The organism is Aestuariimicrobium ganziense (assembly GCF_015352975.1).
GTDB lineage: Bacteria > Actinomycetota > Actinomycetes > Propionibacteriales > Propionibacteriaceae > Aestuariimicrobium > Aestuariimicrobium ganziense.
In genome coordinates this window covers 512826-525301 of the sequence record NZ_JACYIZ010000001.1, presented here as the reverse complement: position 1 = coordinate 525301, position 12476 = coordinate 512826, and the positions used below count along the sequence as shown (strand labels likewise).

At 69.7% G+C, this 12476-nt stretch carries 8 protein-coding genes and 1 tRNA gene; 3 read left to right on the top strand and 6 right to left on the bottom strand.

The window, feature by feature from the left end:
• The first annotated feature begins 176 nt into the window (after positions 1 to 176).
• Positions 177 to 5723 carry an ATP-binding protein gene (locus IE660_RS02580; protein WP_203566728.1) on the top strand — a complete coding sequence of 1849 codons (5547 nt, stop codon included), beginning with the start codon at positions 177 to 179 and terminating at the stop codon, positions 5721 to 5723.
• A 19-nt stretch (positions 5724 to 5742) separates the two neighbouring features.
• Here the strand turns inward: IE660_RS02580 and IE660_RS16320 are convergent, their stop codons facing one another.
• Both IE660_RS16320 and IE660_RS02570 read right to left on the bottom strand, forming a co-directional pair.
• Entirely contained in the window at positions 5743 to 6381 is a 639-nt protein-coding gene (locus tag IE660_RS16320; RefSeq protein WP_203566727.1) for a transglycosylase family protein, read from the bottom strand.
• 107 nt (positions 6382 to 6488) lie between these two features.
• Complete coding sequence (locus IE660_RS02570) at positions 6489 to 6869, bottom strand: hypothetical protein (RefSeq protein WP_203566726.1); 381 nt, start codon at positions 6867 to 6869, stop codon at positions 6489 to 6491.
• A gap of 156 nt (positions 6870 to 7025) precedes the next feature.
• Between IE660_RS02570 and IE660_RS02565 the strand changes: the two genes are divergently transcribed.
• On the top strand, positions 7026 to 7601 hold the full coding sequence (locus tag IE660_RS02565) for an AMIN-like domain-containing (lipo)protein (protein ID WP_203566725.1): 576 nt from the start codon (positions 7026 to 7028) through the stop codon (positions 7599 to 7601).
• Between the two features lie 19 nt (positions 7602 to 7620).
• Here IE660_RS02565 and IE660_RS02560 read toward each other — a convergent pair whose 3' ends face one another.
• The 4 genes from IE660_RS02560 to IE660_RS02545 all read right to left on the bottom strand — a co-directional run bounded on the left by IE660_RS02560 (position 7621) and on the right by IE660_RS02545 (position 10945).
• Positions 7621 to 8499: an aldo/keto reductase gene (locus IE660_RS02560; RefSeq protein ID WP_203566724.1), complete on the bottom strand. Its 879-nt coding sequence runs from the start codon at positions 8497 to 8499 to the stop codon at positions 7621 to 7623.
• Positions 8500 to 8536: 37 nt separating this feature from the next.
• Positions 8537 to 9202 carry a HEAT repeat domain-containing protein gene (locus IE660_RS02555; protein ID WP_203566723.1) on the bottom strand — a complete coding sequence of 222 codons (666 nt, stop codon included), beginning with the start codon at positions 9200 to 9202 and terminating at the stop codon, positions 8537 to 8539.
• Between the two features lie 76 nt (positions 9203 to 9278).
• A tRNA-Leu gene (locus IE660_RS02550) sits at positions 9279 to 9364 on the bottom strand.
• Positions 9365 to 9448: 84 nt separating this feature from the next.
• A complete protein-coding gene (locus IE660_RS02545; RefSeq protein WP_203566722.1) occupies positions 9449 to 10945 on the bottom strand; it encodes a carboxylesterase/lipase family protein in 1497 nt (498 codons plus the stop codon).
• 89 nt (positions 10946 to 11034) lie between these two features.
• Between IE660_RS02545 and IE660_RS02540 the strand changes: the two genes are divergently transcribed.
• Entirely contained in the window at positions 11035 to 12366 is a 1332-nt protein-coding gene (locus IE660_RS02540; RefSeq protein ID WP_203566721.1) for a M20/M25/M40 family metallo-hydrolase, read from the top strand.
• Positions 12367 to 12476: the final 110 nt, after the last annotated feature.

The following is a 12476-nucleotide window of genomic DNA, read 5'->3' as shown; positions in this document are numbered from 1 at the left end:
CCGACACCACGACGCTACCTGCCCGGCGATGCCGGGGAGTGGCGCACTGCAACATCGGTGGTCGGGGCGACGACACGCGTCCAGCGACCGCAGGCTCAGCCGCTTGCCCCACCCCGGGCGGTAGGTTCTGTGGCTACACGGCCGCCGACCCGGAGGCCTGACGCGCAGGAGGCACCGTGCTGAAGCGGATCGCTGTGGTCAACCGAGGAGAGGCCGCGATGCGGCTGATCCACGCCGTGCGTGACCTGAACGCCGCGGCCCGACCCGATGACGAGCCGATCAGCGTGATCGCCCTGTACACCGATGCCGAGCGCACCGCCATGTTCGTCCGCGAGGCTGACGAGGCCCAACCGCTCGGACCCGCTGCCAACCGCCCCTACCTCGACCACGACCTGCTGCTCGACGTGCTCCGCCGCGCCCGGGCCGACGCGGTCTGGGTCGGCTGGGGCTTCGTCGCCGAGGACGCCGCCTTCGCCGACCGCTGCACCGAGGCCGGCATCACCTTCATCGGACCCACAGGTGAGTCGATGCGCCAACTCGGCGACAAGATCGGCTCGAAGCTGATCGCCGAATCGGTCGGCGTCCCCGTCGCGCCCTGGAGCGGGGGACCGGTCGACACCGTCGACGACGCCCTGGCCGCTGCCGAGCGGATCGGCTACCCGGTGATGCTCAAGGCCACCGCCGGTGGTGGTGGACGAGGCATTCGCCTGGTCAGCACCCCCGACGAACTCACCGACGCCTACCAACGCACCCGCGACGAGGCCGAACGCGCCTTCGGCTCCGGCGTGGTCTTCCTCGAGAAGGTGGTCACCGGAGCCCGCCACGTCGAGGTGCAGTTGATCGCCGACCACCACGGCACCGCCTGGGCGGTGGGGGTGCGCGACTGCTCGATCCAGCGACGCAACCAGAAGGTGATCGAGGAGTCGGCCTCGCCGCTGTTGCTGCCCGAAGAGGTCGCCGAACTCAAGGCCGCCGCCGAGCGGCTCGCCCTGGCCGTGGGCTATCGCGGCGCCGGCACGGTGGAGTTTCTGTTCCAGCCGTTCGATCGCAGCTTCGCCTTCCTCGAGGTCAACACCCGTCTGCAGGTCGAGCACCCGATCACCGAGGTGGTCACCGGGCTCGACCTGGTGCAGTTGCAGATCCACGTCGCCGACGGCGGACGACTCGACGGCGGTGTTCGTCCGGCCGAGGTCGGCCACGCCGTCGAGGCCCGGCTCAACGCCGAGGACCCCGATCGTGACTTCGCTCCCTCGCCGGGACGGATCGTGCGCCTGCAGTTCCCGTCGGGCCCCGGCATCCGGGTCGACACCGGCGTCGCCGAGGGTGACGCCATCGTTGCCGACTTCGACTCGATGATCGCCAAGGTGATCGCCCACGGCCGCACCAGGGACGAGGCGCTGGCCCGGCTGCGACGCGCCATGGCCGAGACCACGGTCGTGATCGAGGGCGGCACCACCAACAAGAGCTTCGTGCTCGACCTGCTCGACCAGCCCGAGGTGGCCACCGGCCACGACGCCGCCACCGCAGAGCCCGGCCACTGGGCCGACACCGCCTGGATCGACCGAGTCCGCGCGCAGGGACGTCTCGGCGAGGCGGCCTGGTCAGGCGTCGCACTGGTCGCCGCCGCGATCGAGGCCTACGGCGAGGCAGAGCAGGTCGAGCTGGCCCGCCTGCTCGAGTCGGCCCGGGGCGGCCGTCCCCAGGTGCAGCACGTCACCGGACGCCCCATCGACCTGAAGCTGCGCGGCGCCACCCACCAGGTCACCGTGGCCCGGGTCGGTGCCGACCGCTACCACGTGGTCGTCCTCGGTGGCGAGCAGCCTGCTCACGCCGACGTGCGTGTGCAGACCTTGGACGACTTCCACTCCCGGTTGACGGTCAACGGCCAGGTCTTCCGGCTGGTCACCCACACTTCGGGTCCGATGCACCTGGTCGAGGTCAACGGCATCACCCACCGGGTCAGTCGCGACGAGGGCGGCGTCGTCCGCTCACCCGCTCCGGCCCTGGTGGTGGCCACCCCGGTCGCCGTGGGCGACGAGGTCGCCGCTGACGCGCCGGTTCTGGTGCTGGAGTCGATGAAGATGGAGACTGTGCTCACCGCACCGTTCGCCGGGCGGGTGCGTGAGTTGCTGGTGGCCGCGGGCAGCCAGGTCGAGACCGGGGCACCGCTCGTCCGTCTCGAACCCACCGGCGACGCCGACGAGACCACAGCCACCGCAGACGCCACTGCCTCCGTCGACCTGCCAGCACCTGCCGAGGCCGACGACAACGACGAGCAGTTCCAGAGCGCGCTGGCCACCCTGCGCGCCGGACTGCAGGGCTACGACCTCGACGACACCCGGGCCGCCCTGACCGAGTTCGGTCAGACCCGCGCCACCCTGCGCGCCGCTGGCGGCCACACTCTGGAGTCGGAGATGGCGCTGCTGTCGCTGTTCGCCGACCTCGCCGAACTGAGCCGCAACCGCCCGGTCGGGGAAGACCTGGCCACCGAACTGCGGGTGCACAGCGCCCGTGAGCACTTCCACAGCTACCTGCGCACCCTCGACGTCGAGCGTGGCGGGTTGCCGGTCAGCTTCGAGGAGAAGCTGCGCACGGTCCTCGCCCACTACGGGGTGGACGACCTCGACCGCAGCCCTGCCCTGCACGAGGCGGTGTTCCGCATCTTCCTGTCGCAGCAGCGCCCCGCGCGCGTGCCCGCGGGCGCGAGCGCTGGGCTCGAGGCCTGGCTGGACGAGCAGCCGCCCACCGGCGAGCGGGCCGACGCCGCACGAGACCTGCTGGAGCGGCTGGTCCGCACCACCCAGCGTCGTTTCCCCCGGGTCGGTGACCTGGCCCGTTCGGTGCGCTTCCGTTGGTTCGACCAGCCCCAGGTCGACGCCGAGCGTGACCTCGTCCTCGACCGGGTGCGCACCGAACTGGACGCCCTGTCGGCCGACCCGGCCCCGGCCGACCGAGAGAGCCGGATCGAGGCCCTGGCCGACATCCCCGAGCAGCTCATCGAGTTCCTGGCCGCCCGGATGCGGCGCGGGCTGGGCGACCGCGACCCGATGCTCGAGGTGCTGGTGCGCCGCCACTACCGCGAGTTCGACCTTGGGGAGGTGTCGACCGAGCCGGTGGCTGGTCGTCCCGCTGCGGTCGCCGACTACCGGATCAGTGACCGTGACGCCCGCGTGATCGCCCTGGTGTTCGACGCCGACGCCCTCACCGGCGGCGATCCCACGCTCACCGAGGCCGTGGCCAGCCTGGTCAGCGCCGCTCGCGAGCAGCAGCGCCACCCGGTCGTCGAACTGCACGTGTTGTGGCCCCAGGCGCCGGTCGACGCGCGAGAGCAGGCAGAGCAACTTCGGCGCTGGCTCGCCGACCAGGCCTGGTCACTCGAGGCCCGTCGGGTCACCGTGGCCGTCGTGGCCGACGACGAGCGGCCCACGACCCACACCACCTTCCGGGCCCGTGACGTCGACCGACGACGCGAGCTGGTCGAGGATCGCCTGGTCAGCGGCGTGCACCCGATGCTGGCCCGCCAACTGAGCCTGTGGCGGCTGAGCGAGTTCGAGATCACCCGGCTCGACTCCCCACACGGTGTGCTGCTGTATGAGTGCGTGGCCCGCAGCAACCCCGCCGACCGACGGCTGATCGCCATGGCGCAGGTGCGCCAACTCGCGGTCACCCGCGACCGGTCGGGCCGCGTCGTCGGCCTGCCCCACGCCGAACGCGCCGTGCAGCAGAGCCTCGAGGCGATCCGGCGAGCCCGCTCGGCGCGCGGCTCGGCCGGCAACCAACTGGTGATGAACCACATCTGGCTGCACATCTGGCCGGTGGTGCGCGCCGAACTCGACGACCTGGCCGCACTTCAGTCGCGGATCCGTCCACTCGGGGAGGCCGCAGGCCTGGAGGAGGTGCTCGCCCAGGGACGGGTGCTCGCACCCGACGGCACCGCGCGCCCGGTGGCGATCCGCTTCCACGCCGCTCCCGGGGCAGGTGTCACCGCCGACATCGGGCGGATCCCCGATGCGCCGCTCAAGCCGATGGACGACTACGACGCCAAGGTCGAGCGGGCCCGGCGCCGCGGGCTGGTCTACCCCTACGAGTTGCAGGGCATGCTGGCCGGGCCCGGTGGCACCGTCACCGAACTCGACCTGGACGAGTCCGGTCACCTGGTGCCGGTCGATCGTCCGGCCGGTCAGAACCGGGCCGGGATCATCGTCGCCGACGTCACCACCCCGACCCCGACTCACCCCGAAGGGGTGCGGCGGATCGTCCTGTCGGGCGACCCGATCAAGGCGCTGGGTGCGGTGGCCGAGCCGGAGTGCTCGCGGATCATTGCGGCGATCGACCGGGCCGAGGCCGAGAAGGTGCCGCTGGAGTGGTACACGATCTCGTCGGGGGCGCGGATCTCGATGGAGTCGGGCACCGAGAACATGGACTGGGTCGCGGCGGCGCTGAAGCGAATCGTCGAGTTCACCCAGGCCGGGGGAGAGGTCAACGTCGTGGTCGCCGGGATCAATGTCGGCGCCCAGCCGTACTGGAACGCCGAGGCGACCATGCTGATGCACACCCGGGGTGTGCTGGTGATGACCCCGGACTCGGCGATGGTGCTCACCGGCAAGCAGTCGCTGGACTTCTCCGGTGGGGTCTCGGCCGAGGACAACTTCGGCATCGGTGGCTTCGACCGGGTGATGGGCCCCAACGGGCAGGCCCAGTACTGGGCCCCCACACTGGCCGGCGCCTACGAGATCCTGATGCGCCACTACGAGCACACCTACGTCGCTCCTGGCGAGCAGCGTCCTCGTGACCTGCCCAGTGTCGACCCGGTCGACCGCGACATCAGCGACGCCCCGCACGCCTGGGGCACGGACTTCACCACCATCGGCGAGGTGTTCTCGAAGGAACTGAACCCCGATCGCAAGAAGGCGTTCGACATTCGTGCAGTGATCAGGGCGGTGGCCGACCAGGATCGTCCCCAGTTGGAGCGGTGGGCGCAGATGGCTGACGCCGAGACCGCGGTCGTGGTCGACACCACGATGGGCGGGCACCCGGTCTGCATCGTCGGCATCGAGTCGCGACCGGTGCCCCGGCGCGGCTTCCCGCCCACCGACGGACCCGACACCTACACCGCTGGCACGCTGTTCCCGCGTTCGTCGAAGAAGGTGGCCCGGGCGCTGAACGCGGCCAGCGGCAATCGTCCGGTGGTGGTGCTGGCCAACCTGTCTGGCTTCGACGGGTCACCCGACTCGATGCGTCACCTGCAGTTGGAGTACGGCGCCGAGATCGGACGAGCGATCGTCAACTTCGAGGGCACGATCGTGTTCTGCGTGATCTCGCGCTACCACGGCGGCGCGTTCGTGGTGTTCTCGAAGGCGCTCAACCCCAACATGACCGTGCTTGCCCTTGAGGGTTCGTTCGCCTCGGTGATCGGTGGCGCCCCGGCAGCCGCCGTGGTCTTCGCCGGTGAGGTCGCCAAGCGGGTCGCCGCCCATCCCGAGGTGGCACGCCTGCGGGCGGCGGTCGAGTCGGCATCGGGTGCTGAGCGCAGCCGGTTGTCGGCGGAGTTGGCTGACGCCGAGACCGCGGCCCGGGCCGAGAAGATCGGTGAGGTGGCCGCCGAGTTCGACGGTGTGCACGACATCCACCGGGCCGTCGAGGTCGGGTCGGTCGACGAGGTGGTCTCGGTGGCCCGGCTGCGGCCGACGGTGATCGAGGTGATCAGACGCTCACGCGGCTGATCACCCCGACCCCTCGGGCTCAGGCCAAGCGCAGGGTCTGGCCGACGTAGATCAGGTTGGGGTTCTTGACCTTGGCCCGGTTGAGCTGGTGCAGCTTCTGCCAGCCGCCGTTCACCCCATGACGGGCGGCGATCTTGCTGAGAGTGTCGCCGCGCTTGACGGTGATGCTGCGCGCCTTCGAGGTCGCGCTGGTCACCGGCTTGGTGGTGGTGGAGCGCTTGCTGGTCGCCGGCTTGGTGGACTTCTTCGGTGTGGTGCTGCGCTGCGTCGTGGACGAGCCAGCCGTCGCGCTGGACGAGGCGCCGCCGTTGGCCTTGGTCAGACCGGCTCGCACCGAGCACACCGGCCAGGCGCCGGGGCCCTGCACCGCGAGGGTGCGGCGGGCGATCGCAATCTGCTGCGACTTCGTGGCCAGGTCGGCCCGGGGGGCGTACTGGCGCCCGCCGAAGCCCTCCCAGGTCGCCTGCGAGAACTGCAGGCCGCCGTAGTAGCCGTTGCCGGTGTTGATCGACCAGTTGCCGCTGGACTCACAGGCGGCAACCCGGTCCCACACGGCGGTGTTCGCGTCGGCGGTCGAGGGGGCGCCGCCGATGGCCAAACCAGCTCCGACGAGGGCTCCGAGGGCGAGGGTGGTGAAACGCGTGGTGCTGTTCGTCATGGTGGGGGAACCTTTCCGTGTTGACGAGGTCGTCCACGGTAGGAACCATCCTGAGGAAACTCAACAATTTCTCAGGTGCAGGGGGTGATCCCACCCCGACAGGCTGGTCAGGTGATGTCGTAGACCCGGCGCAGGGCCTGGTCGACCCGGGTGTTGAGTTCGTCGAGGTGGGCGTACTCCTCGGGCGCCGTGCCGCGATAGAGCGGGCGCACGGTGATGATCGCCTCGTACAGGTCGTCCTTGGTGAACTGGGGCTGCGCCAGCAGCATCCGCAGGTCGCGGTTGGCGCCGCGCAGGTCGTTGGCTCGGCCTCGCCAGCCGGGGTTGTCGACGGGGGAGCCCTCGGAGCCCATCGCCCGGGCGAGTTCCTCCAGGTTGGTGGCCAGGTCGTCCACCGCGGTGCGAACCTCGTCGCTACTCACCACGGCCGACACCACCGGGGAGTCGTCGTCCTCGGAGCGCCCCAACAACCTCGACAGGAAACCCATGAATACCCCTTCGCCACGCCCGCACCCGCGTGCGCGCTGTCTCGTTCCTACCAGATCGTCGCACCGACCGTGGCTGACCGATCGTGACGGGTACCACCGATGACAACCGATCGCGGCTGTGCGGCGTTGTCAGTGCAACAACGAAAGGGGGGCACCATGAACATCGTCGTTCGCCCCATCAGGACCATCGCCGCCTTGGTGGCCACTCTCGCGGTCACGCTGGCCACACTCATCGGTTTCACGGCGCAGGCCCCAGCGGCCACCCCCACCTCGTGCACGGTTCGCTGGGGATCTCTTCCCAAGGACGGTGGCCTGGCGATGACCAGCGCTGCCCTCACCGGCGTCCGTGCCGGACGTCACGCCTGCTTCGACCGTCTGGTGATCGATCTCAACGGAGGCGTCGCCGGCTATGACGTGCGCTACGTGCCGTTGGTGCACGCGGACGGAAGTGGGATGCCGCTCCCCGTTGCCGGGGCGGCCGACCTGCAGGTGATCGTGCGAGCGCCGGCTCACAACAGCGCGGGCCGACCCAGCTACACGCCGAGCAACCCCAATGCCCTGGTCAACGTGTCCGGCTACTCGACCCTCCGGCAGGTGCGCTGGGCGGGGTCGTTCGAGGGTCAGAGCACCATCGCACTCGGTGTGCGGGCCCGGCTGCCGATGCGGGTCTTCGTGTTGACCGGACCGGGGAACGGCTCACGTCTGGTGATCGACGTCGCCCACCGTTGGTGAGTCACCGGGTGGGACGGGCTCAGCCCTCCCACGTGTTCGGGTGCGGGCCGACACGGCCGTCCTCGCCCCGGTCGAGGGCGTTGATCGCGTCCATCTGGGCCTGATCCAACTCGAAGTCGAAGACGCTGAGGTTCTCGACCATCCGCTCGGGGCGCGACGACTTCGGAATCGAGACGTCACCGCGCTGCACGTGCCAACGCAGGATCACCTGGGCGGTCGAGCGACCCAGCGATTCGGCGATCTCGGTGATCGTCGGATCGGTGAGTGGTTCACGGTTGTGACCGAGCGGGCTGTGCGCCTCGACCGCGATCCCGTACTTCGCGCACGCCTCGGTGGTGGGCTTGTTGGCGAAGTAGGGGTGCAGTTCGAACTGGTTGACCACCGGCACGAGGCCGGTCTCGTCGATGATCGTGTCGAGGTGCTCGGGCAGGAAGTTCGAGACCCCGGCACTGCGCAGCCGGCCACCGTCGACCAGTGCCGCGACCGCCTTCCAGGTCGAGACGTAGTCGCCGTCGTGCATGGTGGGCAGCGGCCAGTGGATCAGGAACAGGTCGAGGCGGTCGAGGCCCAGGTGCTCCAGGGTCTGGTCGAACGAGCGGCGCACGTCGTCGGGGGCATGGTTGGGGTTGGCCAGCTTGCTGGCGACGTAGAGCTCGTCACGGGGGATGCCCGACTCGGCGATCGCCTTGCCGACGCCGCGCTCGGTGCCGTACGACTGCGCTGAGTCGAGGTGGCGGTAACCAGCCTTGAGGGCGGCGCGGACGATCTCGCCAGTGATGTCGGCGTTCTCGTCGCTGGCGTCACGGCTGGGCTGCACAGCGAGGGTGCCGAACCCGATCTGGGGGATGGTGGTGCCGTTGGGCAGGGTGGTCCACGGGGCTGCAGGTGCGGACGACATGGGTGACTCCGTTCCCGGCGATGGACTGATCCCAACCCTACGTGGCGTCCTCTGCGCGCTGGTGGGCGACTTGTGCCTTGGCCACCTCGAGGGCGAGTTCGAAGTCCAGGTCGGGATCGGCGATCAGGCGACTGGTGACGATCGCATGGGCGCGAGCGGCGTCGTTCGCCTCGGCCGCGTGCTCGACGTCACTCAGTGCCGCAAGTGCGGTCTCGCCCAGCGATGCGATGCTGCGGCTGAGCGCCCGCTGCAGTGAGAGGTCACCTCGTCCGAGTTCGCGGACGAGGTCGCGCGCAAGCTCGGCGCGCTGGTCGTCCGGGACGACCGCCGCGGCCGCCCGCCACGCGGTGCGGGCCACCTCGTCGACCTCGGAGTGCAGCATGTCGGTGGTGATCAACGGCCAGGTGGCCGGGTCGCCGATCTTCGACAGGGTGTGCAGGGCCTGACTGCGGGCTTGGTCTTCGGCGCGCCACAGTTCGGTGGCCAGCGCCTTGACCACCTGATCGCATGGGTGCATCAGCAACGCCCAGCTCAAAGTGTCACGGACGAAGAAGTCCGGCTCGATGCGGCAGCGCTCGATCAACACCTCGACGAAGCCGGGCTGAGGATGCGTTCCGGCGGCGAGGGTGGCGCTCAGCCGGCTCTGGTTGTCGTCGGACGACAGCAACTCACGGAGTTGGGTCACACGGTCGGGGGAGGTCACCCTTCGATCCTTCCATGGCAATGACAAGAGGCCGGCGCCAAGGCGTTTCGCCTTGTCACCGGCCTCTTCGTGCGAGTGTCCGAGAGAGGACTTGAACCTCCATGCCCGATAAAGGGCACTAGCACCTCAAGCTAGCGCGTCTACCAATTCCGCCACCCGGACAGGGTGCGTCCGGTCGCCCGGACAGCCCCTCGAGAATAGCAGCGCCCCCACGGGGGTGCCAATCGCCGGGCACCCGATCGGTACTCACTGCGACAGGCGCTCGACCACCTCGGCGAACCGGGCCTCGACCTGGTAGCCATCGGCCTCACCAGACGACTCGTCGAAGACCATCGTGCGCGGTGCCTCCCGCGTCCAGACCTGCCACGGTGCGGTGTGCTCGCTGATGAACTGCACCCACACCGCATGCATCCGATCGGCCAACTCCTGTGGTGCACCAGGCCCGGACGACGTCTCGACCTTGGGGTCGGCCAGGTTGTCCCAGACGAACGGCAGTTCTGCGCAGTGGGTGGCCAGACCAGAGGTCTGGTTGACCCAGCGGAAGTCGTAGACCCACGTCGGCAGACCATGCTGCTCACGGGCCTGGGCCACCACCGGCACCCACCGCCGGAAGGTCTTGTCGGTGTCCACCTGGCCCAGCAGCAGGTCGTCGTCCATCTCGGCGTTCGCGGCCAGGTATTCCTCGGCGAACTCGCCGAGCCGGCTCGTCCGCAGCAGGTCGCGTGCGTTCTGCCCCTGGAGCAGTGGTGCCATGAACTGCCCGGCCGCGGTGATCTCGTGGGCGGTCGTCCCGAACATCAGCGGCGCCGGATGGGCAGCCACCCGCGACACCCAGCCAGCGGGCAGGCTGAACGAGTCCTCGTGCGGCAGGAACATCAGTTCGGTGATCCGTTCAGCGGCCACCACCGAGTCGACCACCTGCTGCGGGTCCTCGACCGGGCGCTCGGCGCGTTCCATGGCCTCGGTGGCGTCGAGCACCTGGTCGTGGGTGACCGACGAGAAGCCCTCCACGGTCGGTTCGACACCCAACTGCTCGGCCAGTGCCGTCGTCCGCTCGGCAGCGAGGTCGGCGGTGATCGGACGAAGGGCACCGGAGTGACTGATCGCCGCATGGAACAGGCCCTCGGCCAGCGGTGAGGCCATCAGCGCCAGCACCGAACCGCCGCCGGCCGACTGCCCGGCGATGGTGACGTTCGAGGGGTCGCCACCGAACTCGGCGATGTTGTTGCGCACCCACTCCAGCCCAGCGATCTGGTCGAGCAGGCCCCTGTTGGCCGGTGCGTGCTCGATCAGGCCGAACCCGTCGAAGCCCAACCGGTAGCCCACGCTCACCGTGACGACGCCGTCACGGTTGAAGGCGAACCCGTCGTACCAAGGGCTGGCCGGCGAACCGGCCTTGTAACCGCCGCCGTGGATCCAGAACAGCACCGGCAGCAGCGCGCCCTCGCGCGGGTCGGGGGTGAACACGTTGACGTGCAGCACGTCGTCGCCGGGGATGCTCGGCTCGGGGATCGCGGTCACCTCACCGAACGGACGACGCTGCGCGGTGGCGCCGTACTTGGTCGCATCGCGCACGCCCTCCCACGGGGTGCGCGGGTGTGGCGCCAGGTAGCGGTAGGCACCCACCGGCGCCTCGGCGAACGGCACACCCAGGAAGGCCGCCGACCGCGAGCCCTCGGGCTGGTCGCGCCAGAACCCCCTGACCTGGCCGCTGGTGGTGGTGACGACGGGTGAGTCAGACATGGATGCCCCCTGCATGGTGATGCTCGACATGGTCGTTGCTCCGACTCGAACCTACCGGGAGCGTCATCGGCCCGTGGAAGGATGGCGCCATGACCGAAGCCGCAGCCCCTGCCCGCCGCGACGTCGACTCCGAGGTGGTCGACCTGTGTCGCGAGCTGATCCAGATCGACACCACCAACTACGGGGCCGGCGAGTCCAAGGGGGAGCGGCCGGCAGCTGAGTACGTCGCAGCCAAGCTCGACGAGGTCGGCATCGAGTCGCAACTGTTCGAGTCCGAGCCCGGACGCACCACCCTGGTCGCGCACTGGGAACCCGAGGGCGTCGACCGCAGCGTGGCGCCGTTGATGATCCACTGCCACACCGATGTCGTCCCGGCCGTGGCCGACGACTGGCAGGTCGACCCGTTCGCCGCCGAGGTGCGCGACGACATGATCTGGGGTCGCGGCGCGGTCGACATGAAGGACTTCGACGCCATGCTGCTGTCGGTCGTCCGTTCGCGGCAACGTGAGGGACGAGCGCCGCGTCGTCCGGTCAGGCTGGTGTTCTTCGCCGACGAGGAGGCCGGGGGACAGCTGGGCTCGAAGTGGCTCGCCCAGCACCACCGCGACCTGCTCGCCGACTGCTCCGACGCGATCAGCGAGGTCGGCGGGTTCTCACTCACCGTGCGCGACGACCTGCGTCTCTACCTGGTGCAGACCGCCGAGAAGGGCCTGATGTGGCTCAAGCTGATCGCCGAGGGACGCGCCGGCCACGGCTCGATGCGCAACGACGAGAACGCGGTCACCCGGCTCGCCGCCGCGATCGGACGCATCGGCTCGCACCAGTGGCCGCAGACCCTGCACCCCACCCAGCGCGCGTTCCTGGACGAGATCGAGAAGGCCTTCGAGATCGAGATCAACCACGACGACGTCGAGGCCACCCTGTCCCGGCTGGGCACGATCTCACGGATGGTCGGCGCCACCATGCAGAACACGGTCAACCCGACGGTGCTGCGTGCCGGCTACAAGACCAACGTCATTCCCGGGCACGCCGAGGCCGAGCTCGACGGACGATTCCTGCCCGGTGGTGAGGAGGAGTTGATCGCCACGGTGCGCGAGCTCGCCGGACCCGACATCACAGTCGAGGCGACGGTGCACGAGCGGGCGGTCGAGGCCGAGTTCGCCGGCTCACTGGTCGAGGCGATGCAGTGGAGCCTGGAGCAGGAGGATCCGCACGCCCGCACGATTCCGTTCATGATGAGCGCCGGCACCGACGCCAAGGCCTTCGGTGGCATGGACATCAACTGCTTCGGCTTCGCGCCGCTGCAGCTGCCGCCCGAGCTCGACTTCACGGCCCTGTTCCACGGCGTGGACGAGCGGGTGCCGATCGAGTCTCTGAAGTTCGGCGCCCGGGTGCTCGACCACTTCCTCGACAAGGCCTGAATCTGGCTGGTCGAGTGGGACGGCCTGAACCTGGCTGGTCGAGTAGGGGCGAGGTACGAGCCCCGTGTCGAGACCAGGTCGGCGCAGGGGTCTCGACACGCGCTTCGCGC

What these genes read in the sequence shown, in the direction of transcription:
- IE660_RS02570 (WP_203566726.1), bottom strand. Translation starts at nt 6,869, where the DNA reads ATGGGTTTCCTGTCGAGGTTGTTGGGGCGCTCCGAGGACGACGACTCC.
- IE660_RS02545 (WP_203566722.1), bottom strand. Translation starts at nt 10,945, where the DNA reads ATGTCTGACTCACCCGTCGTCACCACCACCAGCGGCCAGGTCAGGGGG.
- IE660_RS02560 (WP_203566724.1), bottom strand. Translation starts at nt 8,499, where the DNA reads ATGTCGTCCGCACCTGCAGCCCCGTGGACCACCCTGCCCAACGGCACC.
- IE660_RS02540 (WP_203566721.1), top strand. Translation starts at nt 11,035, where the DNA reads ATGACCGAAGCCGCAGCCCCTGCCCGCCGCGACGTCGACTCCGAGGTG.
- IE660_RS02565 (WP_203566725.1), top strand. Translation starts at nt 7,026, where the DNA reads ATGAACATCGTCGTTCGCCCCATCAGGACCATCGCCGCCTTGGTGGCC.
- IE660_RS16320 (WP_203566727.1), bottom strand. Translation starts at nt 6,381, where the DNA reads ATGACGAACAGCACCACGCGTTTCACCACCCTCGCCCTCGGAGCCCTC.